Consider the following 24778-nt stretch of genomic DNA (forward strand, 5'->3'; position numbering starts at 1 on the left):
TGTAACATTCGTCACTTCCGACCCAGGCTATGTGGGTGCGGATACCCGTTGAAGGCTTACACACAATCGTTATCCTGCAAAGCCCAACCGTTATCCCGCGGAGCCCCAGAAGGCGCGGAAACACGCCCCGCTACCGTGGGAGTCGTGCCCGACGCTCCGCTCCCCATCCGCGACGGTCTGAACCCGTCACGACTCCGTCTACCGGAAAACAGCAGGTGGGGCACGGTAGCCGAGTATCTCCTCGAGCGCTTCCCGGATGACGCCCGTCGAATCCGGGAGAAAATCCGAGACGGCGAAGTCGTCGGTGGAGACGGAACCGTGATTACCTTCGGCACGCCCTACCGCGAGCGTTCGTTCGTGTATCTCTACCGTGATCCTCCGGTGGAATCACGCGTGCCCTTCGACATCGACATCCTGTATCGCGACGACACTCTCCTCGTCGTCGACAAGCCCCACTTCCTGGCGACGACACCCCGCGGATCCTGGGTGGCCGAAACCGCTCTGGTGCGACTGCGCCGGGAACTCGATCTGCCGGAACTCTCGCCGGTCCACCGGCTCGACCGGCTGACCGCCGGTGTCCTCGTCTTCACCGTCCGTCGCGAGGCTCGTCGCGCCTACCAGATGATGTTCGAACAACGCCTCGTCGAGAAGGAATACGAGGCGATCGCACCCCGCGCCGACGACCTCGTCTTTCCCCGCGAGGTGAGCAGCCGCATCGTCAAGGAGAGGGGCTCGCTGCAGGCACGGGAGGTGCCGGGGCCGGTCAACGCGGTGACGCGGATCGACCTTCTCGACACGGACGGTGACATCGCCCGGTACCGCCTGCGTCCCCGGACCGGAAAGACGCATCAGCTTCGGGTCCACATGAGTTCGTCGGGCATCCCGATTCTCGGCGACAATCTGTATCCGGATGTGTACGACGTTGCCCCCCGGGACTATTCGAACCCCCTGCAGTTGCTCGCCGCTGCCGTCGAGTTCGACGACCCCGTGACGGGTCGCCGGACCCGCTTCGCAAGCCGCAGAAACCTGTCAGCATGGAGGCACCACACACCAGGACCCCGTTGACGGCACGGGTTCACGTCTTGGAGGTTCTCATGGAGATCGGCTCCGTTTCGCGTACCTACGACGGCCGCGTCGCCCTGCGTTTCCAACGGGCCTTCCCCTATTCGCCGGATCGGGTGTGGAGGGTGCTCACCGACCCCGAATGCCTTCGGTGCTGGTTTCCCGCGGCCGTCGAATTCGAACTCGCGCCCGGCATACCCGTCGAGTTCCACCGCGCCGACGAGCGCGCCGGTGGTTCGGGACCGCTTTCGGGGCACACCAGCGACGGCAGCATCCTGGTGGTGCGGCCGGGCCACGTCCTCGAGTACCTCTGGGATTCGGACGTGGTGCATTGGGAGATCGCCCCGGACGGCTCCGGCGGGTGCTGGCTCACCCTCACCCACACAGCCGAGGACGAGGACGACGCGCTCGCGCACGGCGCGGGCTGGCATGCCGGGTTCGAGGTGATAGAAGCTCAGCTCGAGGGCCGGCCCATCGACTGGTCACCCCGGGAACGGGCGGCCGAGCTGGCCGAGCACTACCGCCGGCCGTCGGCCTGACCCGCCGTGACGATGTGGTTCTCCTCCGGCGCGTCGCGTTCCGACACCCTGTCGACAATTTCCGTGGCCCACGATCCGATCGCGTCCCAGTCGCGGAAGTCACCGGCCTTGACGCCCCACATCCGCGCAATCGCACGCTCGCCCGCACCGAGAGTCGACGGGTCGAGCTTGCCCGTCAGCATCCGGTGCCCGCGCGCACCCGTCCGATTCTCGACGGACGACACCCCGTACGAGCTGTTCGCAGCGCGAAGGCCCTTGGTCACGGGAACGGATGAGAAGAGGAAGACGTCTCGATGACGCAACGCGTCCTCGTGCGCACGCACGAACGCCCGAGCCGCCCGGAGCCATCGGAACCGGTACACCGGGCTTCCGAGCACGACGGCGTTGTACCCGTCGAGGCTGCCGACCTGCTCGGGGGGCACCACGTCGACCTGCGCACCGCGGTGCCGCATCGCCGCGGCCAGCGCCGTGGCGATCTCCGCCGTGGAGCCGTGCTTGCTCGCCGCAGCCACCAAAATCCTCATGCCCATCCTCCGCTACTCGCGAGTACGCACCATGATCACGTGCCACATTCTGTTCGGCCAGGGTCGAAGGACCCTTCGCCCGCCCGTTTCGCGTCACATACGCCGACGATTCGGGACATTCCGGACACGGGATGGCAGTGTGGGATTCGGGTACCCACCACAGACCCGAACAGGAGTTCATAGATGCCTCAGCGCCCCACCGTGTCGTCGGCCACCGAAACGGAACGGAAATACACGGCCGGAGGCTCGGCGTCACTGCCCGACCTGACCGGACTTCCGCGCGTGTCCGTCGTCGAGGTGGATACGGTGGAGTTGTCCGCGCAGTATTACGACACCGCCGACCTACGGCTCCTGCAGTCGGCAATCACCCTGCGACGACGTGAGGGCGGAGACGACGCCGGCTGGCACGTCAAGCTCCCCAACGGGGCGGACACCCGGACCGAACTTCACTTTCCCCTGGCCGACGCGGACGGGAAGTCCGCGGACGAGCCCCCTGCCGAATTGATGAATCTTCTCGTCGGAGTGCGGCGCGGACTGCCGGTCTCCCTCGCGGCACTTCTCACGACGACCCGGCATCGCCACCGGATTCGCGGGAAGGACGAGACGCTGCTCGCAGAAGTCGTCGAGGACGATGTCGTAGCGGTGCGCGGCGGCGACGACGAAGAAATGCACTGGCAGGAGATCGAGGTCGAAGCGGGCTCTTCGCTGGGCCGCGGCGACCGGTCCACACTGCTCGACGCCATCGAGGAACGTCTCACCGCCGCCGGGATCGTCCGCTCGCCCAGCCCGTCCAAGGTGCACCGCGTTCTGGGCGACCTCCTCCCTGCGGCACCCGAACTCGGCGAGGCCGCCCGCTTCCTGCGCGACTATCTCGCGCGCGAACTCCACGCGCTGGAACTGTCCGACATCGCGGTACGCCGCGACGAGCCCGACGCGATCCACAGCATGCGCAAGGCCTCTCGTCGTATCCGGAGCGCCCTGCACACCTACGCCGACGATTTCGCTCTCGGCGACGCCCTCGTCGACGAACTCCGGTGGTTCGGCCGCCGGCTCAGCCCGTCGCGCGATCTGGAAGTGCAGTGGAAACGCCTGGCAGGCCAGGTCGACGAGATTCCGGGCGACCGCCACCGCGAAGCAACGAAATCACGTATCGACGAGTACTTTTCGGCCAAGACGGGCGCGGCGCGCACCGCTGCACTCGCGACCCTCGATTCGGAGCGGTATCTCGTGATGCTGCGTTCCCTCGACGACCTCGTCGGCGGGTTGGGGAGCACCCCTCCGGCGCGATCCCGTAAGTCCGCGCTGGACCCGGAGAAACTGACGCGCAGCGTCGCTACGGTGGCGAAGAAGGTCGACAAACGTGTTGCCCGCGTTCGGAAAGCACACGATCCGCACGAACGTGACGAACTGATGCACCGGGCACGCAAGGGCGCCAAGCGGATGCGCTACGCGATCGAGGTGATCGCTCCTCTGCATCCGAAGCGCACCGCCCGGATCCTCGACCGATTCGACGAATTCCAGGACATGCTCGGAGAGTTCCAGGACTCCGTCGTTTCCCGAGAACACCTGTTGGACATCGTCTCCGATCAAGGTCACACCGCCGAGTCCAGCTTCGGCCTGGGAATCCTGTATCAGCTCGAGACCGAGGTGGGCCGGCGCCAGGCAGCCCAACTGGAACCCGCGTGGAAAAGTGCCCTCGGATCGGCCGGGAAGCTCTGGGAATGAGCAGGTCCTCCGACTCTGGCACGGTGCTCACCGAACCGACATGATGGAGAACAGGCGACTGAGGAGGTAGCCACATGGGCGTCCCCGACACGATGCGGGCATGGCGCGTCGAGTCCCCGGCTCCGATCGAGGCTCGACCCCTGAAGTCCGTGCGCGTTCCGGTCCCCAGGCCGGGACCCGACGAATTGCTCGTACGTGTCCTCTCGTGCGGGGTGTGCCGAACCGACCTGCACGTCGCCGAAGGAGACCTCCCGGTCCACCGCCCGGGCGTCGTGCCGGGCCACGAGATCGTCGGGGAGATCGTCGGCGGCGACCTGGGAGCCCATCGCCTCGGTGACCGGGTGGGGATTCCGTGGTTGCGGAGCACGTGCGGACGGTGCCGGTATTGCCGCCGCGGAGACGAGAACCTCTGCCCTCGTTCCACATACACCGGATGGGATGCAGACGGTGGTTACGCCGAATACGCCACGGTTCCGCGCGACTACGCTCTCGCACTGCCCGGGGGATACACCGACGCAGAACTCGCGCCGCTGCTGTGCGCGGGGATCATCGGGTACCGGGCCCTGCTGCGTGCGTCCCTTCCGGAAGGCGGTGTGCTCGGTGTCTACGGCTTCGGCGGCAGCGCCCATCTCGCCTCCCAGGTCGCGATCGCACGCGGTGCGCGAGTACACGTGATGACACGTGGCGCAGATGCCGCATCGCTGGCGCTCGAACTCGGCGCGTCCTCCGCGCAGGGCGCCTACGACCCTCCACCCGAGCCCCTGGATTCGGCGATCCTGTTCGCCCCGGTGGGAGATCTGGTACCGCTTGCCCTGTCCGCGTTGGATTCCGGCGGAACACTCGCTATCGCAGGGATCCACCTGAGCGATATCCCGATGCTGAACTATCAGCGGCATCTGTTCAGGGAGAGGCAGATTCGAAGTGTCACCGCCAACACCAGATCGGATGCGCGGGCTTTTCTCGAGTTCGCGGGCGAGCACAGAATGCACGTGACCACGACGCCTTACCCGCTCGAGCACGCCGACCGCGCCTTGGCCGATCTCGCGGCCGGCCGATTCGCCGGAGCTGCGGTCATCGTGGCGTAGCGTAATCCCCGTAGTCGATCACGGCGTGCGGCCGGACACGGCAGCGCCGATCGTCACACAATGAAAACGAACAAGGAGACATCGATGAGCACACCGAGCAACCGAAACGCTGTCGTCGCAGGCGTCGACGGTTCCGATACCGCGGCAGCGGCCGCCCGGTGGGCCGGCGCTCTTGCCGCACGTCTCGAGGCACCGCTGCACCTGGTGCACTCGCTGCCCAGCGAGGGCATCTTCTACAGCGAAGCGGCCGTCCTGATCCAGTCACAGATGGTCGAACAGCTCAAGGCGGACGGTGAGGCGCTCCTCCGGGACATCACCGCGAAGGTTCACGCCGACCAGCCGGATCTCGAGATCAAGAGCTTCATCGGCCCCGGACCCGCCGCCACGTCGCTGCTCGAAGCCGCCGACGACGCACGGATCGTGGTGCTCGGCGCCACCGGCGCCGGTGCCGTCGAGAACTTCCTGCTCGGCTCGACCGTGCTGCGCGTCGCGAACAACGCGCCGTGCCCGGTCGTGGTGTGGCGTGGCGACACCGCCAACCCGCTGCCCGATGCCCGACCCATCGTGGTCGGAGTCGACGGAAGCGAACTGTCGGCTGCCGCAGTCCGTTACGCGTTCCAGGTTGCTTCCTTCCTCGGCGCACCGCTCACGGCCGTGCACTCCTGGATCGGAGACTCCGCCCTCGGGGTGGGCGCCACCGCCGCGCTCGTCGACTGGGATGCTGTCGCCGAATCCGAATCGGCCGTGCTCGCCGAGGCACTGGCAGGCTTGCAGGAGGAGTACCCCGACGTCGAGGTCCAGCGCGTCCTCGACCGCGGCCCCGCGGCACGAGTGCTGCTGCGGCACCTGGGCGACGCCCAGCTCGCCGTCGTCGGCAGCCACGGCCGCGGTCAGTTCCGTGCCGCACTGCTCGGCTCCACCAGCCAGAATCTGCTGCACAAGGCACCGTGCCCCGTGCTCGTCGCACGCAAGATCTGATCCGCTCAGCGACTGATCCGCTCAGCGACGCGGAGCCGGTTCCCGTTCACGGGCGGCTCCGCGTCGCGCCGGCAGGGCGCTCCCGGTCGAGCTCTCACCAGGGAGCGAGTCCGAGTTCCCTCTCGAGCCATGCCTTGTCGACCGCGCTGCTGTCGGTCGTGTCCACCACGAGCGCGGCGGGCCACTCGTCCCGGCGTCGCAGTTGCACGGCAAGCACTGCTGGTGTGGCGTCGGACGGATCGTCGTTCCGTTCCGCGCGGGCACGGATGCGTTGCTCCAGTACCGCCGGGTCGGCACGGCATTCGATCTCCACGACATCGGCGGACGCCGCCGCTGCAACCTCGCGGGCGCGGACCCGCTGCGGCTCCGACAGCCACGTCGCATCCAGGACCGCCGACCGTCCGTGAGCAAGTTCGGACGCGGCCCTCGCCAGCATTTCCCCGTACGTCGCGCGCGTATGCCCGGACGAGTAGAGCCCACTGTCGACGCCGTCGCCGGTGCGGTCCGTCGGGTCGATCCCGGCGAGTTCTTTGCGGATGACATCGCTGCGCAACACGGATGCGTCCAGATACTCACCGATCGTCCGGGAGAGTGTGGACTTCCCCGTGCCCGTCACACCGCCGACCAGCACGAGCCTCACACGCGCGCGCTCGAGGTTGCGTTCGACCTGCTCGACGAAGTTCAGCGCGACCGCGCCGGACGCCTCGTCGCCCTGTTCGTGCCGAAGTGCGGTCACCTTGGCGCGCACCAGCGCGCGATAGGCGACGTAATGGTGCACCAGCGAGCGCGACGGTGCGTCGCCGGAGGCCGCCGCGTAACAGCGGAGCAGGTTCCGAGCGGAGTCGACGGCACCGGATCTCTCGAGATCCATTGCAAGAAAGGCGATGTCGAGAAGACCGTCACCGTAGCGCAGTTCGTCGTCGAATTCGAGGCAGTCGATGATCCGCGGTCCGTCGTCGAGACAGAAGATGTCGTCCGCCAAAAGATCACCGTGACCGTCGACCGCACGCCCCGAGGCGATCCGCTCGGTGAACAGCGGCGCCCTGCCGTCGAGGTAACGGGTCGCGGCGGACCGGATGCGCGCGACCGTCGCCGCGGCCGTACCGCCCACCTTCAACCGTTCGAGATGGTCCAGGCTCAGCGTCCAGAGTTCGCGAAGGAACTCGACCGACGCGCACCGGTCGATTGCCGGGTCCCGGGGCGACGCGGCATGCAGGTCCGCCACCTGCCGCGCGACCGACTCGATGACCTGCTCGACGTCCTCACCGCGCCGGACCAGCATGGCCAACCGCCGGTCGTCGGGCAACCGGACCATCTCGACGAGGTGTTCGCACACCTGCCCGTCGGGTCCGTGGACATCGGCAACACCCAGATAGACGTCCGGTGCCATCCGCCGGTTGAGATCAACCTCGCGGTGGCAGGCACGCTCGCGCGCTGCCCGGGTCCGGTTGTCGAGAAAGCCCAGATCCAGTGGCTTCTTCATCTTGTGCACACGATCACCGACGAGGAAGAGCACCGACGTGTGCGTCTCCCGCATCGCCGCATATCCGGCACCGCCTGTTTCGGTGAATCCTGCCAAAGCCGATCTCCCGTCCATGGGTACCGCGCCCTGCGCGCCCTCCACATTCTCGTCCCGACCGCCGAACCGTACACCGGTTCGTACCGGCTTTTCTCACGCAGATGCGCCGAGTGAACCCGCCTCGTCGGGGTAGTTTTCACATTGGGGAATCGAACGAACGGGGCGACATGAGGGACGACGAGCAGCGTGGCTCGCACACACCGACACGTCCGACCGTGGTGGTTGCGGCTGCGACCACCCCGATCGAACGAAGGCTCATCACGGAGTGGCTCCACTCCGATCGAGTGCCTGCCGAACACCGCACGGCAGCACGCCCCGAGGCGCTCGACCTCGATTCCCAGATCTTCACGACCGAACTGCTCAGCCGCACCGACGATCCACTCGTGCTGCCGGTGCGGGTGGTCTGGCTTCCCGCCGAGCGCGACGGCGCACGCCGGGCGCGGTTCTCCGATGTCCTCGCACTCACCAACCCCCGCAACCCGAACCGGCTGATCCAGAAATGGCTCGTGGGGAAGGGAGCCGACCGCTACCGGATCGTGGTGGCACAACCGGCGCCCCTGAGCGAACTCCGCGGCGACTTTGCGGCCGAGTACGGCTCCGACGCGGTCGAAGCAGGCAATCTCGCCCGGTACATCATGCGCCGGGCGGTGGTGGCCCTCGAACGAGCCGAGCGCGCCGTGATCGGTGACCGGTACAAGGTGCCGCGACTCGTCGCCGAACAGATCATGGATTCGTCGGCGTTCCGGCAGCGGCTCGACGCCCTCGCGGCCGAGTTGCGCGTGTCTCGCAGCGATGTGGACGCGCGGGCACGCAGTGCTCTCCGTGAACTCGTGGCCGTGCAGTCACGCCTCGTCACCGACCTGTTCACCCAGGCGATGCGGCCGCTGCACACGTCGGCATGGACGGTGCACGCGGACGAATCCGGTTTGCGCTCGCTTCGCGGACTCAACCGGACGCGCCCACTGGTGTTCCTGCCGTCGCACCGGTCGTATGCGGACGCATTAGTGCTCGGCGACATCCTGGCCGCGAACGAGTTCCCCCGCAACCACCTGATGGGTGGCGCGAATCTGACGTTCTGGCCCATCGGCCCGATGGCGCGCCGGACGGGAACTGTATTCATCCGGCGCAGTTTCGGTGACGACGCGGTCTACAAAGCGGCGCTCGAAGAGTACTTCGCGTTCTTGCTCGCCAAACGATTCAACCTCGAGTGGTACTTCGAAGGCGGGCGCACGCGTACCGGCAAGCTTCGGCCACCTCGGTACGGACTGCTCAACTATGTAGCCAACGCGGTGCGCGCGGACCGGGTCGACGACGCGATGCTGGTACCGGTCTCCATCACCTACGAAGCGCTGGCGGAGGTCGCGGGGGTCGCGGCGGAGCAGACCGGAAGCGCGAAGAAGCCCGAGGGGCTGACGTGGCTGTTCCGGTACATGCGCAGCCAGCAGCGCAGCGCCGGCCATGTCTATGTGCGATTCGGCGAGCCGATCTCGATGCGGTCGCGTCTCGCCGCCGGCGGTGACCCCGACGTGGCCGGTGACCTCCCCGCCGACGAGACCGAACGCTCGGACCGCCGCCGGAGGGCGCTGCAGAAAGTGGCGTTCGAGGTAGCGGTCGGGATCAACTGCACCACCCCGGTGACCGTGAACTCGCTCGTGACGCTCGCCCTGCTCGGCGTGCGCGATCGATCGCTCACCCTCGACGAGGTACGCGCGGTGATCGCGCCCGTGCGGGACTACCTCGACCGCCGACGCATCCCTCACGGTGAACTCCGGATGCTCGACATGGAGGGAGGACTCGCCACGGTGCTCGCGGCGTTGACCGACGGCGGTGTGGTGACCACCTACGCCGGCGGTGACGAACCCGTGTATTCGATCCACCGCGACCAGCACCTCGTCGCGGCGTTCTATCGCAACAGCGGCGTGCACTGGTTCGTCAACCGGTCGATCCTGGAACTCGCCGTTCTCTACGCGCACGACAGTCCCGGTGAAGGTGATCCCGTACGCGTCGCGTGGGAGGAAGCCAAGCGTCTCCGCGATCTTCTGAAATTCGAATTCTTCTTTCCCGACCGGGACACCTTCGAAGCGCAGATGCGCGAGGAACTCGAGCTTCTCGTACCGGAATGGGGAGACGCCCTGCCCACCAAGGAAAAGGCGCTCACCGGACTCGTCGAAACCGGGTTCTTCATGTCCCATCGCACGTTGCGCTCGTTCTTCGACGCCCAACTCGTCGTCGCCGAGCGACTCGCGAAACGAGATCCGTCCGTGGACATCGTGCAGGAGTCGTTCCTCGACGAGTGCGCGGCGGTAGGACGGCAGATGCTGTTGCAGGGCCGCTTGCACGGTTCCGAATCGGTCTCGTCGGAGTTGTTCGCCACGGCACTGGACCTGGCCCGCAATCGAGGGCTGCTCGAGCGGGACGACTCCGTGGCAGAGAAAAGGCGCACATTCGCGGCCCAGCTGCTCGCGGTGGGTGAACGAATCGCGCTCGCCGAGTCACTCGACGTGTCGAACAGGAAGGCGAACCGGTGAACATCGAGACGGCGCTCGAACGGGTGCGTACGGGACCTCGGGGCCCGGAAACTGCGGCGTTCTTCGACTTCGACGGCACCATCGTGCACGGGTTCTCCGGTCTCCACTTCTTCCGGGATCGTCTGCTGTCCGGCAACGTCGGCGCGACCGAACTCGCCGCGACCATGCTCAACGGCCTGCGCGGAACGGAAACCGAAGACGATTTCGAGCGGTTCGCCGGAACCGTCTTCAAGGCCTGGCGCGGCCACACCGAGGACGAGCTGTACGACCTCGGGCAGCGTCTGTTCATGTCCACCATCGCCGGGCACCTCTACCCGGAGGCGTGGCAGCTTGTCGGAGCGCATCAGAACGCCGGCCACACCGTCGTGATCGCGTCCTCCGCGTCCCGCTACCAGATCCAGGCATGCAGCGACGCGCTCGGAATCGAGCACGTCCTGTACACCCCGCTCGAGGTTCGGGACGGCGTTCTCACCGGCCGCGTCGACGGCAGGTCGCTGTGGCGCAGCGGGAAGGCCCAGGCAGCGCGCGCCTTCATGGACGCCCACGGTATCGACAGCGAGACGAGCTACTCCTACTCCAACGGAGGTGAAGACGCGGATTTCCTTGCTGCGACAGCACATCCCACCGCGACGAACCCCGACCGCACACTACATCGCATCGCGCTCGAACGTGGCTGGCCGGTGTTGCGTTTCCGCCCGCGAGGCACTCCGGGGGCGAAGGAATTCGTACGAACCGCCGCGGCGTACGGAGGATTGTTCGGTTCGGTCTGGGCCGGGCTCGGCCTCGGGCTGCTCAACGGAAGCAGGAAGATCGCACTCGACTCCATCCTCAACCTCGGCTCGGAGGTGTCGCTGGCACTCGCCGGTATCGATGTCCGCGTCGTCGGGCAGGCCAACGCGTGGTCCGCACGGCCGGCGGTGTTCCTCTTCAATCACCAGAGTCAGCTCGACCCGCTGGTGCTCGCGAAAGTGCTGCGCCACGACTTCACCGGAGTCGCGAAACAGGAAATGGCGCGCGACCCGCTCTTCGGGCCGCTGCTGCGATTCGGCGGCGTCACGTTCGTCGACCGAAACAACACGGAGCGAGCCCTCGCCGCGCTCGGCCCGGTGGTGGAGACTCTCCGCAACGGAACGTCGTTGGTCATCGCGCCCGAGGGCACCCGCTCGTTGACGCCGGCGATCGGCACGTTCAAAAAGGGTGCCTTCCGCATCGCGATGGCGGCGGGCGTTCCGGTGGTTCCGATCGTGATCCGCAACTCGGGAGAGATGCTGTGGAAGCACTCGACGCTGCTGAGGTCGGGCACCGTCGACGTCGCGGTGCTCGACCCGATCGACGTCGGCGACTGGTCCCCGGACGAACTGGGTGACCGCATCGCAGAGGTCGAAGATCTCTACCGGAACACCCTCGGCCGCTGGCCGGTCGCCCGATGACGGACGACGAGAACCGCGAGGACCACTCCCCCGACGAGTCGGGGAACGGGGACGAGGCAGGGAACGAGAAGGCGGAGAACGAGAACGACGAGGCCGGTGCCGGCCATACCGGGGCACTGACCCCGAACCGGCGCAAGAAGCTCAAGTGGATCGTCGGCGGACTCCTGGTCGTGGTTCTCACCGTCGAGGTGATCTTGATCTGGCCGGAGTTGTCGAGCAGCGTCCGGGATCTGGGTGATCTGAAATGGCTGTGGGTCGCGGCCGCTGTCGTCGCGTCCATGGCCGAGATGTCGAGTTTCGCGCGGGTGCAACGGGCGCTGTTGTCCGCTGCCGGGGTGAAGGTGACGCAGCGGCAATCGTTGTCGGTGGCTCTCGCGGCGAACTCGATGAGCGTGACGCTCCCCGGCGGGCCGGTACTCGGGACCACGTTCACCTACCGCCGGATGCGCGCGTGGGGAGCCCAGCCTGTCGTCGCGACGTGGCAGCTCGTCATGGCCGGGGTATTGCAGGCAACGGGTCTCGGGCTGCTGGGACTTGTCGGAGCCCTGCTGGTCGGGGCGACCAGCAACCCGTTCTCCCTGATCTTCTCCACCGGCGCGCTTCTCCTGATGATCGTGCTGATCCAGTACGCGGCCAGCAACCCCGGCTCGCTCGAATCCATCGGCCTGATCGCGCTACGGGGAATCAACCGGATACGCAAGAAGCCGGAGCAGTCCGGGACCCGCGCGTGGGGGAAGATCGTCGACCAGATCGGTGCCGTACAACTCGATCGGCCCCACGCCGCGCGGGCCTTCGGATGGTCGCTGTTCAACTGGGTGTGCGACGGCGCGTGCCTGATGTTCGCCGCATACGCGGTCGGAGGACACCCCAGCATCGCCGGAATTGCGGTGGCGTACGCGGCGGGCACCGCTGCGAGTCGTGCGATTCCGCTGTTGCCCGCCGGACTGGGCGTGATGGATGCGGTGCTCGTTCCTGCCCTGACCGCCAGCGGGATGAGTGGTGCCGAGGCGCTCTCCGCAGTGGTCGTCTACCGATTGATCAGCTTCGTGCTCGTCGCAGCGGTGGGATGGATCGTGTTCGCGCTCCGCTATCGCGGCACACCGGAAGACGACGCCGAACCACCACCCGACCTGCAACTCTGGCGCGACGACTGACGACGGCGCACTGCGGTCCCCGCGCGCTTTCGGCACGGCCGGGGTGACGGTTACGCGAAACACACAGCACCCGGGGAAGTACGCTGCTCCCGGGCCACGCACCAGTGTGACCCCATTCCGTCGAGTGGAGGGACGTCGTTCGTGGCACAGCAACAGGTCGCCAAGAAACGGGAGGTCTGGTCCGGGCGCTCAGTGTTCATCATGGCCGCGATCGGTTCCGCCGTCGGTCTGGGCAACATCTGGCGTTTCCCGTACATCGCGTACGAGAACGGTGGCGGCGCGTTCCTGATCCCGTATCTGGTCGCTCTCCTCACCGCGGGCCTTCCGCTCCTGTTCGTCGACTACGCGATCGGGCACAAGTTCCGGGGATCGCCGCCGCTGGCCTTCCGCAGGCTCAGCCGCGGCGCCGAGTTCCTCGGCTGGTGGCAGGTGCTGGTGTGCTTCGTGATCGGTGTGTACTACGCCGTCATCATCGCCTGGGCGGCGCGTTACACGTTCTTCTCGCTCAGCGAAGCGTGGGGCGATGACGCGGAAGGGTTCTTCCTCGAAACGTTCCTGCAGGTCGACGGTGATTCCTCGTTCGGGATGAGCTTCGTCCCGGGTGTCGCGTGGCCTCTGCTGGCCGTCTGGATCCTCACGCTCGGTGTTCTCGCGCTCGGCGTGCAGCGCGGTATCGGCAACGCCAACCGGTTCTTCGTCCCGTTGCTGGTGCTCCTGTTCGGTGCGCTCGTCGTGCGGTCGCTCACCCTCGAGGGCGCCACCATCGGCCTCGACGCCTTCTTCACGCCGAACTGGTCCGCGCTGACCGATACGAGCGTCTGGATCGCGGCGTACGCGCAGATCTTCTTCTCGCTCTCCGTCGCGTTCGGCATCATGATCACCTACTCGTCGTACCTGAAGCGCAAGACCAACCTGACCGGTTCGGGCCTGGTCGTCGGCTTCTCGAACTCGAGTTTCGAGGTCCTGGCCGGTATCGGCGTGTTCTCCGCGCTGGGCTTCATGGCCCAGGCACAGGGGGTGGGAGTCGACGAGGTCGTCGCCGGAGGTATCGGACTGGCGTTCATCGCGTTCCCGACCATCGTCTCCGAGATGCCGGGCGGCCCGATCTTCGGCGTTCTCTTCTTCGGATCCCTCGTGTTCGCCGGTTTCACCTCCCTGATCAGCATCATCCAGGTCGCCGTCTCGGCGTTCGAGGACAAGACCGGCCTCGGACGCGTTCCCGCCGTCCTCACGATCGGTGGCGTGTCGGCAATCGTCTCGCTGCTGCTGTTCCCGACCACCACGGGACTCAACACGCTCGACGTCGTCGACCGCTTCGCCAACCAGTTCGGCATCGTGGGTGTCGCCTTCGTGGCGCTCATCGTGATCGCGTGGATTCTGCGGCGCCTGCCCGACCTGCGAGACCATCTCAATTCGGTGTCGTCGTTCAAGGTCGGCCGGGGCTGGCTGGTGTTCACCGGCGGCGTCACACCCGTAGTGCTGGGATACATGCTGTTCAGCGAGATCCGTGATCGGCTGAGCGAGGGCTACGGCGGACTGCCCGACGACCTCGTCCTGGTGTTCGGGTGGGGCGTCCAGGCAGTGGTGATCGTGGCCGCCGTCGCACTCTCGTTCGTCCCGTGGCGCAAGAGCATCGACCTCGGATACGACGCCGGTGGCGAGATTCCCACCTCCGACGTGACCGTCTCGGCCGGCACCATGGATCCCGACAGCACCACCACCGGAGGTACGAAGTGAGCACATCCGCCATCGCCCTCATGATCTTCGCCCTGGTCACGCTCTGGGGCGGTCTCATCCTCAGCATCGTGCACCTGCACAACCATCCCGACGAACCCGAGTGATTCCCGGCAGATAAAGGGATACAGTCGGCCGGCAGCGGGGGCGGCGCTTCGAACAGGAGCGCCGCCCCCGCTGCGTACCCATGAGGTCATGAGCGCCGTCTCGTTCGCGGCGGAGTGCGCGTCGCGCCGGCCGGCAGGTCAGCCGGCGCGCTGCAACCGCTCGAGGCGGTCGAACACCAATGTCACCGCGGTATCGGTGTGCGCGAGCACCTCGCGCGTGCTCTGCCGCCCGGCAGCCCAGCTCACGAGGGTGGACATCCACACGTCGGCGATGATGTGCACCGCGTTGAGAACCTCTTCGGTGACGGCGTCGATTCCGGCAGCGCGGGCGAACAGATCGGTGAGGACATATCCGAGGTGGTCGAGTTCGGGGGCCGACGACGCATCGGCGAACATGGTGGCTCGCACCAGAGCGTCGTACAGGCGCGGATTCTCCTCGAGTTGCGCGACCGATGCCCGGAACACCACCATGATCCGGTCGTGCGGGGTGTCGCCGGGAAGCTCCGCCTCGGCAAAGCGCCGGGCAGCCCCTTCGAACTCGAGTACCAGCGCAACCACCAGCAGATGGTTCTTCGACGGGAAGTAGCGATACACCGTGCCGAGAGCCACGCCGGAGCGGTCGGCTACCGAACGCATCTGCACGGCCTCGTACCCGCCCTCGGACGCAAGCTCCTTCGCCGACCCGATGATGCGCATGTAGCGGGCACGCTGAGCGGGCCTCAGATCTGCGCCCGGTGTCGAAAAAGCCCGCTGTCTCGTGTGCGCAACCTCCGTAGTCGGGTCGTCCGCCATCACGTCACCTTCCGTTCATCCCTGTTCGAGGATAGTTCAGGCACCGACGCGGCCTTCACGACCAGCCTTCCGGCGACTCATCTAGACAGGTGTCCGGAAACCCCTTCCCTCCAGAGGTAGAACGCGTTACATTTTCTTCGTCATCCGACGAGAGGGGCCGCAGTGCGCCACGGAATCACCCTGTTCACCAGCGACCGGGGAATCCGACCCGATGTCGCCGCGACAGCCGCGGAGAGTCGCGGGTTCGACAGCTTCTACGTTCCCGAACACACCCACATCCCGGTGCGGCGCGAATCCGCGCACCCGGGGACCGGCGACGAGACGCTGCCCGACGACCGGTACATGCGCACCCTCGACCCGTGGGTCTCGCTCGGTCTCGCAGCCGCCGTGACCTCCACGATCAGCTTGGGTACGTCCGTCGCCTTACCGCTCGAACACGACCCGATAACCCTTGCGAAGACGATCGCCACGCTCGATCACCTCTCCGGCGGGAGAGTGATCCTGGGGGCCGGCTTCGGCTGGAACGCCGAAGAACTCGCAGACCACGGGGTTCCCCCCGGTAAGCGTCGCACCGCCCTGCGGGAGTACCTCGAGGCGATGCAGGCACTGTGGACCCAGGAGGAAGCGTCCTACGACGGCACCTTCGTCTCCTTCGGCCCGAGCTGGGCGTGGCCCAAGCCGGTACAGCAGCCCCGGCCCCCCGTGCTCATCGGCGCGGGCGCGACCGAGCGGAACTTCGCATGGATCGTGCGCTCGGCCGACGGCTGGATCACCACCCCCACCGAGCGAGACACCGTGGACAACGTGCACCGGCTCCACAAGATGTGGGCCGACGCCGGTCGCACCGGGACTCCGACGGTCGTCGCGCTCGCGGGACGCCCCGATACCGAGCAACTGAGCCGGTGGAGCGACGCGGGCGTGAACGAGGTCATCTTCGGACTCCCCGATCGCACGGAGGACGAAGTCGTCGCCTACATCGACCGGCTCGCCGGCAAACTCGACCACTGATCCACCGCACCAGAACGGGACCCACATTGAGCACCGACTTGCATCCCCTCCACGCCGACCGGATCACCACCTGGCACCACGAGGCCGACGTGGTGATCGCCGGATACGGCATCGCCGGAGTGTCCGCGGCCGTCGAGGCCGCGCGCACCGGCGCCGAGGTACTGGTTCTCGAACGCACCGGCGGCTGGGGCGGGGCCGCATCGTTGTCCGGGGGCATCATCTACCTGGGCGGTGGGACGGGTCTCCAGAAAGCGCTCGGGTTCGAGGACACCCCCGAGAACATGAAGACCTTCATGCTCGCAGCGCTCGGACCGGGAGCAGACGAAGCGAAGATCTCCGAATACTGCGAGGGCAGCGTCGAGCACTACGACTGGCTCGTCGACAACGGCGTGGTGTTCAAAGAGAGCTTCTGGGGTGAGCCCGGCTGGGAGATCCCGGGCGACGACGGCCTGATGTACTCCGGCGGCGAGAACGCCGCGCCCTTCAACGACATCGCGACTCCCGCTCCCCGCGGCCACGTCCCCCAGATGGCGGACAAGCGCACCGGCGAGAAGGGCGGCGGATTCATGCTCATGCAACCGCTGTCGCAGGTCGCCGAGAGCCTCGGGGTCCGAGCCGAATACGACGTCCGGGTGCAGCGTCTGATCGTCGACGAGGACGGCCGGGTCGTCGGCATCGCCGCCAAGCAGTACGGCAACGAGGTCTATGTCCGGGCACGTCGCGGCGTCGTCCTCGCAACCGGGAGTTTCGCCTACAACAAAGAGATGATCTCGGCATATGCGCCCCAACTGGAGGGGCGTCCGGGTGCGGCGATCGAGGAACACGACGGTCGTGCGATCCGGATGGCCCAGGCGCTCGGTGCCGACCTCGCCCACATGGATGCCACCGAGGTCGCATTCTTCGGGGATCCCCAGTTGATGGCGCGCGGCATTCTCGTCAACGGCCGCGGGAACCGGTACGTGCCCGAGGACACCTACCCCGGCCGCATCGGACAGTTGACCCTGCTCAAGAACGACAATCAGGCGTTCCTCGTCATCGACGAGGCTGCATACGAAGAGGGATGTGCCGCAACCAGTTCCACGCCCTTCTTCCGTTTCCGGCCGAAATGGGTCGCCGAGACGGTCGAAGAACTCGAATCCGATATGGGATTGCCGGCGGGAACACTGCAGGCAACCGTCGAGGTCTACAACCGGCACGCGGAGACCGGGACCGATCCCGTCCTCGGCAAGAAGAGCGAATGGTGTGTTCCGATCGGTTCGCCGATCGCCGCGATCGACCTGCGCAACTGCACCGCCGGATTCACTCTGGGTGGCCTGCGCACGACCGTCGACTCCGAGGTTCTCCACGTCTCCGGCGAACCGATCCCCGGCCTGTTCGCGGCGGGCCGTTGCACATCCGGGGTCTGCGCCTGGGGATATGCGAGCGGAACGTCGCTCGGCGACGGCAGTTTCTTCGGTCGACGGGCGGGCATCTCCGCGGCCAAGGGCTGAACCGGATCCCGCCCGGTCCCGGGCTCAGAACACCACACCGGCATCGCGGCGGACGATCTCGTCCGCACCGTACTCCGCGAGCGCGGCGATCGTCATGGACGGATTGCACGCACCGGTCGAGCCCGGGATCTTCGCCCCGTCCACCACGTACAACCCGCGCTGCCCGAGCACGCGACCTACCTCGTCGCACACCGGACCCATCGGCGCTCCCCCGAGCGGATGGAACGTGTTGACGTCCACCGCATTGATGTCGACCACGAGTGCGGCAGGACCGGCGATACGCCGGATACGCGTTTCGATGGCCCGGGTCAGCTCACGGTCGAATTTCTGATCCCAGTGCAGCACAGCGTCGTCGGTGGCGGCGTCGTACTGCCATCGCCCGAGCCCGCGCACGACCCCCAGCCCGATGACCGATGTGGTGCCGATGTCGGCCGGCCACGGCACCGGTCCGGTCACGATCATCAGCGCGCCGGCGGGATCGGAATAGTCCTTCATCCCGACGCACGCCGGCCCACCCTGGAACTCCCCCGGACTCGACAGCGGTGTGGTCACCGAGAACACGCGGTCGCCGTTGTTGCCCCACCCCGTTCCCACCTCGTCCGGCAGGTCCGGGACGAGGTTCTTCGCGTGGGCCTTCATCAGCAACCGGGTCGTGCCGGCCGATCCCGCACCGAGGAATACCGCCTCCGACAGGAGCCTTTTGCGTTCGAGAATCGTTCCGTCGGTGTGGATCCGGTCGACATGCGTGATCCACGTTCCGTTCGGTGCCCGCTCGACATCGGTGACGCGATGCAGCGGCGCTACAGACACGTTGCCGGTGTTCTCGGCCGCGGCCAGATAGGTCACGTCCACCGAGAACTTCCCACCGTTGTTCACGCCGTAGATGACGTCGCCGGTCGTGTAGGACGGTTTCAGTTCGCCCGTGAGCTCGCGACGCGCGAAATCCCAGTCGATGGACATCGGCACCCGGAACGTGTCGAATCCCTCGCGCGCGGCCCGGTCGAGGAATTCCCGCGACGACCGGTAGCGAGGGTGCGCGAGCAGGTCGTCGGGGATCTCCGCGACGCGCAGCATCCGCGCGACCCGCGGGTAATACTCCCGGTCGAGGAGGTCGTAGTCGAGGCTCGGCGACACGGACGCCGCGAACCGCGCACCGTCCGGCTGCAGCGTCATCCCGTGGTACGCGAGCGAACTGCCGCCGACGCCCGCGCCGCACAGGATATCGATTCCGTTGCCGCGCACCCGTTCCATCAGGCCCGTGTACGGCTCCGACGGAATCGGCGGCGCACCGGTCATCACCGGCATCGGTGACAGCCACGACGCACGCCGGTCGGGCGCGAACATGCGGGGGAACGTTTCCGCATTCGGGCCTGTGGGCCAACGGATCCCACGCTCGAGCACAACCGTCTCCACCCCCGCACGCCCGAGGTGCATCGCGGTGATCGCGCCGCCGAAACCGCTTCCGATCACCACCGCGCGATGGCGTTCCTCGGTGACCTCCGCCCGGGCGCGGGGAACCGCCACCACCGTCAAGGCCACTGCCGCGGCAGCAGCGGTCCCCAGAAAAGTACGACGCGACAGAGCGGTGTCCACATGATCTCCTGAACGAATGGGGTTCGATCGTGAAGAGCGGAAAGCCTGGCAGAGCCGGAACGTCAGAGAACGGTGAGCGGTAGCGGAATCCCGCGGTCGGCGAACACGAAATCGGTGCCGGAACTGAAGCGGGTGATCGCCACCTCGCCGCATTCCTTCGCGGGCGTGTCCTCACGCACGACACCGACGACGAGGAAGTCCTCGGTTTCCGACTCCACCCGGACGGAAAAGTGTGCGTCCACGCCCCGCACGAGCGCATCGAGAGCACCCAGGTGATCGGAGTCGACCAGTGTCGGCCACGCCCCGTCCACGTGCGCCCCACCCCGCCGGTGGATGTGCAAGGTCAGACCGTGCGAGTCGTGCTCGACGGTGCGTTCGACATAGTGGTAGGGCGACAACACGGGATGAACGTCGAGGACGGCCGCGAGTCCTGCGAACGACTGCGGCGTTCCCAGCGCCCGATGGATCCGCTCCGACGCGATGCCCGCAATCCCGGTGAGCTGTTTGCGGGCGAGATCGAGCGCGGACGCTTCGTCGGTGCGCTTGCGCACGCCCATGAGAAATCCCAGCGTGAGCATGTGCTGTTGCAGGCATACCTCTTCGGCGATCCGCACCAGCGCAGATTTCGAGAAGTCCGCGAACCGCAGGTCCGACAGGAGCGGACCCGAATAGTCGTGGTTCCCTTCGCCGTCGCCGTCGATCGGACTCAGCTCGGCGGCCACGGCCGCGGTGCGCCCGAGTGCTTCGGTGTGCGGTTCCATCTTCGGCGGCACGTGCGACGGATCGATGGTGACCGTCCACGCGCAGTGCGGGTGCCGGTCCTCGGGAACCCGCGGCGGCCGGTGGATTGGCCGCACCTGCGCGTACGGATTGGTGGCGAGCGCGGTCGCGTCGAACGTCGGGTCCTCGATGTCGTGGCACATGGCCGTGACGTACGCGTCGCCGAGCGGTTCGACGTCCATGAGTGCGCCACAGTGATCGAGCTGGAACTCGCCGTGGTTGCGGTCGTCGACGCGGTACCGGAAGTCCATGAACTGCGGCGGTGCACCGATGTCGAGTTGCAGACCCTTGAAGATGGTGACGACGTCGTCACCCTCGTAGTTCAGGGCCCGCTGCATCCGCCGGGTGTACCAGGGCGACGCCGCCTGCCATTCCTCGATCGCGACTTCCGCCATTCCCTCACGCCCGAAGGCCGAGATGAGGTGCGCCATGCCCGAGCGGTCGATGAGTTGTCCGCACAGCAGCAGTTCGGGCACCAGCACGGCCAGGTCGGCGCGCGAGAGCGCCGCAAACGATCCCCCCGTGCGCGCCGGGCTCACCACAGCGGAACCGGAGACTGTCCGACGCGGTACCAGCCGGGCAGCGGAGTCTTCGAGGTGGACCGTTCGATCCGCTTGCTCATCCCGTCCGACAGTTTGTTGTCGGTGATCATCTCGAGGAACAGATGGGAGACGTTGCCGAAGTCGAAGAAGTCGCGCTGCCAGGACCACTGGAAGTTTCCGCCGTAACGGAACCAGCTGCCCCCGATGCCCTGCACCGTGTAGGGCTCACCGTTGTCGCGGGTCTCGTCCGCGGTCTGCTTCCAGAAACCGATGACGTCCCCGGACCGCTCGTCGACGACGAACTGCTGATAGGGGTACTGCCACCCTTCGAGTCCCTCCATCTCCTGTCCGAGCGCGATGTCGCGGATCTCGTCGCGGCCGACCGCCATGAACTCCTGCTTCGGTCCGTAATTCCAGCCGTAGGTCGCGTCCTCGGTATACATGTCCGCCAACGGCTTCCAGTCGCCCTCGGCCTCGGCGCGCTTGTTGGCGTCGGTCCAGCGGGCGATCATCTCGTCGAGCTCGGCACGATCGAACGTAGCCATGGGTCGGTCTCCTGGGTCTCAGTCTTCGACGATGCGAAGTGCTTGGGTCGGGCAGTACTTCACGGCGGCCTCGGTGTCGCTGCGCAACTCCTCGGGCACAGGGTTTCGGAGTATCTCCACCTCGCCGTGTTTTGCGACGGCGAACACGTCGGGCGCCTCCATCGCGCACATGGCATGTCCCTGGCAGAGATCGAGATCTGCTTCGACTCTCACGGCGGACACCTCAGTCCCGGTCACGGCGGCGGTACCGGACCGCGCACGGTTGCGCGAGCTGCACCACCATCTTGGAGTGGTCGTTGCGGTAGGTGTCGGACGGCTGGGCGAGCTCGAATTCGAAGTCACGCAGCAGAACCGAGAAGATCGCCTTGAGCTGCATGAGCGCGAAAGCCGCGCCGACGCAACGGTGCCGGCCGGCACCGAACGGAATCCACGTCCACCTGTTGACGATGTCTTCCTGGTTGGGATCGATGTACCGGCCGGGATCGAACGCATCCGGATCGGGAAAGTCCTCGGCGATGCGGTTCGACACCGCGGGCGTCGCACCCACGAGATCTCCCTCCCGGATCTTGTATCCGGCCACTTCGAAGTCGTCACATGCCACGCGGAGCAGCAGAATCAGGGGCGGATGCAACCGCAGGGTCTCCTTGAGGACCGCTTCGAGCACCGGGATCTGGCGGAGCGCGTGGAAACTCACATCGGCACCGTCGGCGTAGAGCGTGTCCAGTTCGTCGGTCACCTGCTCGAGGTACTCGGGATGCCGCAGCAGTTCGATCAGCGCCCACGCGGCCGTGCCCGACGTGGTGTGGTGTCCGGCGAACATCATCGAGATGAAGATGCCGGTGATCTCGTCGGCGCTGAACCGCTCGTGCCCTTCGTCGTCCTTGATCGAGACGAGGACATCGAGCATGTCGCGATCCTCTTTCCCCTTCGGCGGGTTCGCGATACGGCCGGTCATGATGTCCTGCACGAGGGCGACGAGGCCACGTCGTGCTTCGTCACGCCGCCGGAAACTCTCGATGGGTGCATACGGGTCGACGAAAGCGAGAGCGTCGGTTCCCTTTTCGAGGTCGTGATAGAGGTGGGCGAAGCGGTCGTCGAGCTGGTCGCGGAACTTCTTGCCGATCAGGCACGCGGACGAGGTGTAGATCGTCAGCTCGGCGAAGAACTCGAGCAGGTCGATCTCGCCTTCGTCGCCCCAGCCGGCGATCATGTCCTGTACTTCTCGGTCGATGGTCGCCGCGTGGCCCTTCATCTGTTCACCGCGCAGCGCCGAGTTGTGCAGCATCTCCTTGCGCCGCTCGGGACTGGCATCGAACACGACGCCCTCACCGAAGACCGGCTTCATGAACGGATAGGCGGCCTGCTGGTCGAGTTCCTCGTCCGCGGCACGGAAGAAGAACTCGTTCGCTTCGGCTCCGGAGAGCAGCACGACTTTCTTGTCGGCGAGCTGGAAGACGCCCACGTTTCCGCACTCGTCACGAACGCGCCGCATGAGGGCGATCGGGTCGGTCCGCAATTCTTCGAGGTGGCCGTGCTCGTGCTCGCCACCGGACACCCGTGTGGGTTCGACGATCGTGGTCATCAGGAATCCTTCTTCAGTGGGGCCTCGGGCTGAACTTCGATGAGCACGATGTGGGCACCACGCGGTGCCGAGACGACCGCCACGGCCGCGTCCGCGATGTCCGACGCCCGGAGGAAGTACGGGTGCCGGGCGAGCCCCCATTTGGTCCAGTCGTTCAGCAGCGGTTCGAGGATTTCCGCGGGTGCCGTCATTCCGGCCGCGGTCTGCGTGGGTCCGGGACGCACCACCGACGCGCGCACTCCGGTGCCCTCGAGTTCCATGCGCATCTCCCGCGCGAGCGCTTCGAGACCGGTCTTGGCCGCGACGTAGGCGCCCATCCACGGACGTGCCACGTCGGCGCAGTCGGACCCGATCACGACGAAATCACCGCGCCGGCGTTCGATCATGCCGGGTATCACCCGGTGGGCGAGCCGCTGAGTGCCCATGAGGTGCACGCTGACCTGGAAGGCGAATCGGTCGGGGTCCATCTCGTGGGCAAGCGAGAAATCCATGTCGCCGGCACCGGACACGACGATCTCGGTGGGGCCGAGTGCGTTCTCGGCCGCGGCGACGAACTCGTCCACCGACTCGGTCGAGGACACGTCGAGCCGATGGGCGAAGGCTTCGCCTCCTTCGCCGCGGATCTTCTCCGCGACGGCCTCGCACTCGTCGACGCGGCTAGCACCGAGAGCGACAGGGTGCCCGAGTTCGGCGAGGGCGTACGCGGTGGCGGTGCCGATACCGGAGGACGCTCCGGTGACGATCGCCGGGCGCCGAGAGGGGTGGGGTTCGAATCTAGGCATGTCGATCGGTGACCTTCATGGGCAGGGCGGCGAAGCCTCGGACGTTGGTGGAGTGCACACGCTCGCAGCGGTCGAAGTCGACCTCGTAGTCGGCGACCCGGCGTGCGAACTGCCCGAGCGCGATGTTCGCCTCCAGTCGGGCGAGGTGCGCGCCGAGGCAGAAGTGCACGCCCCCTCCGAAACTCGCGATCTTCTGGGAACTGCTCCGGCCGATCCGGAACGTGTCGGCATCGTCGAACACCTCCGAGTCGCGATTGGCGGACCCGATGAGCAGGAGCACCTTGTCACCGGCGCCGATGGTGGAGCCGTGCAGGTCGATGTCCTCTGCGGCGGTGCGCGCGACGAGTTGGCTCGACGTGTCGTACCGCAAAGTCTCCTCGACCCACTCCGGAGCCCGGTCGGGTTCGGACAAAACCCGTCGCACTTCCGTCTTGTTGTGCGCGCCCCAGAACATGGCGTTGCCGAGCAATTTCGTGGTGGTCTCGTTGCCCGCGACCACCATCAGGAACATGAATCCGATGATCTCGTCGTCCGACAACCGGTCGCCGTCGATCTCCGCACCGAGCAGAGCCGAGGTCAGATCGGAGGTTTCCTTCGCGCGGCGCTCGGTGATCATCTGTGCGTAGTAGCCGACGAGATTCAAGGACGCGTCCATGGCGGCGACGGGGACGTCGAGAACGCCCTCCTCGCGGTGCACGACGAGGTCGGCGAGCCTGCGGATCTCGGCGCGATCGGACTTGGGAACGCCCATGAGTTCGGAGATCACGTCCATCGGCAGCTTGCCGGCGACCTCGGAGATCCAGTCGAACTCCCCTGCCCCCAAAGCGGGTTCGAGGTATTCGAGGGTGAGTTCGAGTATCCGGCCTTCGAGATCCGCCACACGGCGCGGCGTGAAGCCCTTCGAGACCAACTGGCGCATCCGCATGTGTCGCGGGTCGTCCATCGCGAGAAAGGACATCACCTTGTGGGCGTTGGGCCCGTACGCCGACGGATCCAGCGAGACGCCGTTGGCACTCGAGAGCCGGGTGCCGTCACGGAACGCCGCAACCACGTCGGCGTGGCGAGACAACGCCCAAAATTCCAGGTCGGGGTTGTAGTACAGCGGCGCTTCCTCGCGCAGCCGGCGGTAGGTGGGGTACGGGTCCTCGTGGAACGAGTAGTCGTACGGGTTGAAGGTCGGCGGGTCGAGCGATGAGGACTCCAGGGAGGCCTGAATCAT

At 66.7% G+C, this 24778-nt stretch carries 22 protein-coding genes; 12 read left to right on the forward strand and 10 right to left on the reverse strand.

Features of this window, described 5'->3' with window-relative positions; genetic code table 11:
- Positions 1 to 144: 144 nt before the first annotated feature.
- Both HF877_RS11090 and HF877_RS11095 read left to right on the forward strand, forming a co-directional pair.
- A complete protein-coding gene (locus HF877_RS11090; RefSeq protein WP_169621227.1) occupies positions 145 to 1065 on the forward strand; it encodes a pseudouridine synthase in 921 nt (306 codons plus the stop codon).
- Positions 1066 to 1094: 29 nt separating this feature from the next.
- Positions 1095 to 1601 (forward strand): SRPBCC family protein, encoded by a 507-nt coding sequence (locus HF877_RS11095; RefSeq protein WP_169621228.1) that lies wholly within the window; start codon positions 1095 to 1097, stop codon positions 1599 to 1601.
- Here the strand turns inward: HF877_RS11095 and HF877_RS11100 are convergent.
- Positions 1580 to 2125: a flavodoxin domain-containing protein gene (locus HF877_RS11100; RefSeq protein WP_169621229.1), complete on the reverse strand. Its 546-nt coding sequence runs from the start codon at positions 2123 to 2125 to the stop codon at positions 1580 to 1582. The genes HF877_RS11095 and HF877_RS11100 overlap by 22 nt on opposite strands.
- 183 nt (positions 2126 to 2308) lie before the next feature.
- On the opposite strand from HF877_RS11100, the gene HF877_RS11105 reads away from it, so the two are divergent.
- From HF877_RS11105 to HF877_RS11115, 3 genes are all read left to right on the forward strand, one after another.
- Positions 2309 to 3850, forward strand: coding sequence for a CYTH and CHAD domain-containing protein (locus HF877_RS11105; protein WP_169621230.1), 1542 nt, complete (start codon positions 2309 to 2311; stop codon positions 3848 to 3850).
- 92 nt (positions 3851 to 3942) lie between these two features.
- Positions 3943 to 4935 carry a zinc-binding alcohol dehydrogenase family protein gene (locus HF877_RS11110; RefSeq protein ID WP_169621412.1) on the forward strand — a complete coding sequence of 331 codons (993 nt, stop codon included), beginning with the start codon at positions 3943 to 3945 and terminating at the stop codon, positions 4933 to 4935.
- Between the two features lie 84 nt (positions 4936 to 5019).
- Positions 5020 to 5913, forward strand: a complete 894-nt coding sequence (locus tag HF877_RS11115; protein WP_169621231.1) for a universal stress protein — start codon at positions 5020 to 5022, stop codon at positions 5911 to 5913.
- Between the two features lie 94 nt (positions 5914 to 6007).
- Here the strand turns inward: HF877_RS11115 and HF877_RS11120 are convergent, their stop codons facing one another.
- Positions 6008 to 7450: an AAA family ATPase gene (locus HF877_RS11120; RefSeq protein ID WP_240952290.1), complete on the reverse strand. Its 1443-nt coding sequence runs from the start codon at positions 7448 to 7450 to the stop codon at positions 6008 to 6010.
- Positions 7451 to 7659: 209 nt separating this feature from the next.
- On the opposite strand from HF877_RS11120, the gene HF877_RS11125 reads away from it, so the two are divergent.
- The 5 genes from HF877_RS11125 to HF877_RS11145 all read left to right on the forward strand — a co-directional run bounded on the left by HF877_RS11125 (position 7660) and on the right by HF877_RS11145 (position 14445).
- Complete coding sequence (locus HF877_RS11125; protein ID WP_169621233.1) at positions 7660 to 10020, forward strand: glycerol-3-phosphate 1-O-acyltransferase; 2361 nt, start codon at positions 7660 to 7662, stop codon at positions 10018 to 10020.
- Positions 10017 to 11450 (forward strand): HAD-IB family hydrolase, encoded by a 1434-nt coding sequence (locus HF877_RS21620; protein ID WP_169621234.1) that lies wholly within the window; start codon positions 10017 to 10019, stop codon positions 11448 to 11450. Before HF877_RS11125 ends, HF877_RS21620 begins: the two co-directional genes overlap by 4 nt.
- Entirely contained in the window at positions 11447 to 12604 is a 1158-nt protein-coding gene (locus HF877_RS11135) for a YbhN family protein (RefSeq protein ID WP_169621235.1), read from the forward strand. The genes HF877_RS21620 and HF877_RS11135 overlap by 4 nt, the downstream gene beginning before the upstream one ends.
- Positions 12605 to 12745: 141 nt before the next feature.
- Positions 12746 to 14341, forward strand: coding sequence for a sodium-dependent transporter (locus HF877_RS11140; protein ID WP_169621236.1), 1596 nt, complete (start codon positions 12746 to 12748; stop codon positions 14339 to 14341).
- Positions 14338 to 14445 carry a methionine/alanine import family NSS transporter small subunit gene (locus HF877_RS11145; protein WP_169621237.1) on the forward strand — a complete coding sequence of 36 codons (108 nt, stop codon included), beginning with the start codon at positions 14338 to 14340 and terminating at the stop codon, positions 14443 to 14445. Before HF877_RS11140 ends, HF877_RS11145 begins: the two co-directional genes overlap by 4 nt.
- A gap of 138 nt (positions 14446 to 14583) precedes the next feature.
- Here HF877_RS11145 and HF877_RS11150 read toward each other — a convergent pair whose 3' ends face one another.
- A complete protein-coding gene (locus HF877_RS11150; protein WP_169621238.1) occupies positions 14584 to 15237 on the reverse strand; it encodes a TetR family transcriptional regulator in 654 nt (217 codons plus the stop codon).
- Positions 15238 to 15399: 162 nt separating this feature from the next.
- Here HF877_RS11150 and HF877_RS11155 point away from each other — a divergent pair, with 162 nt between their 5' ends.
- Together HF877_RS11155 and HF877_RS11160 are read left to right on the forward strand one after the other, a co-directional pair.
- Positions 15400 to 16245 (forward strand): LLM class F420-dependent oxidoreductase, encoded by an 846-nt coding sequence (locus HF877_RS11155; protein WP_169621239.1) that lies wholly within the window; start codon positions 15400 to 15402, stop codon positions 16243 to 16245.
- Positions 16246 to 16271: 26 nt separating this feature from the next.
- Complete coding sequence (locus HF877_RS11160) at positions 16272 to 17735, forward strand: FAD-dependent oxidoreductase (RefSeq protein WP_169621240.1); 1464 nt, start codon at positions 16272 to 16274, stop codon at positions 17733 to 17735.
- Positions 17736 to 17759: 24 nt separating this feature from the next.
- On the opposite strand, the gene HF877_RS11165 is transcribed toward HF877_RS11160, so the two are convergent.
- From HF877_RS11165 to HF877_RS11195, 7 genes are all read right to left on the reverse strand, one after another.
- Positions 17760 to 19328 (reverse strand): GMC oxidoreductase, encoded by a 1569-nt coding sequence (locus HF877_RS11165; protein ID WP_346765117.1) that lies wholly within the window; start codon positions 19326 to 19328, stop codon positions 17760 to 17762.
- Between the two features lie 62 nt (positions 19329 to 19390).
- Positions 19391 to 20650 carry a hypothetical protein gene (locus HF877_RS11170; protein WP_169621242.1) on the reverse strand — a complete coding sequence of 420 codons (1260 nt, stop codon included), beginning with the start codon at positions 20648 to 20650 and terminating at the stop codon, positions 19391 to 19393.
- Entirely contained in the window at positions 20644 to 21195 is a 552-nt protein-coding gene (locus HF877_RS11175) for a nuclear transport factor 2 family protein (protein WP_169621243.1), read from the reverse strand. The genes HF877_RS11170 and HF877_RS11175 overlap by 7 nt, the downstream gene beginning before the upstream one ends.
- Positions 21196 to 21213: 18 nt before the next feature.
- Positions 21214 to 21408, reverse strand: a complete 195-nt coding sequence (locus HF877_RS11180) for a ferredoxin (protein WP_169621244.1) — start codon at positions 21406 to 21408, stop codon at positions 21214 to 21216.
- Between the two features lie 10 nt (positions 21409 to 21418).
- Positions 21419 to 22777 carry a cytochrome P450 gene (locus HF877_RS11185; RefSeq protein WP_169621245.1) on the reverse strand — a complete coding sequence of 453 codons (1359 nt, stop codon included), beginning with the start codon at positions 22775 to 22777 and terminating at the stop codon, positions 21419 to 21421.
- Positions 22777 to 23559, reverse strand: a complete 783-nt coding sequence (locus tag HF877_RS11190; RefSeq protein ID WP_169621246.1) for an SDR family oxidoreductase — start codon at positions 23557 to 23559, stop codon at positions 22777 to 22779. The genes HF877_RS11185 and HF877_RS11190 overlap by 1 nt, the downstream gene beginning before the upstream one ends.
- Entirely contained in the window at positions 23552 to 24778 is a 1227-nt protein-coding gene (locus HF877_RS11195) for a cytochrome P450 (RefSeq protein WP_206036964.1), read from the reverse strand. The genes HF877_RS11190 and HF877_RS11195 overlap by 8 nt, the downstream gene beginning before the upstream one ends.

The sequence above is a fragment of the Rhodococcus sp. BL-253-APC-6A1W genome (assembly GCF_012843405.1).
GTDB lineage: Bacteria > Actinomycetota > Actinomycetes > Mycobacteriales > Mycobacteriaceae > Rhodococcus.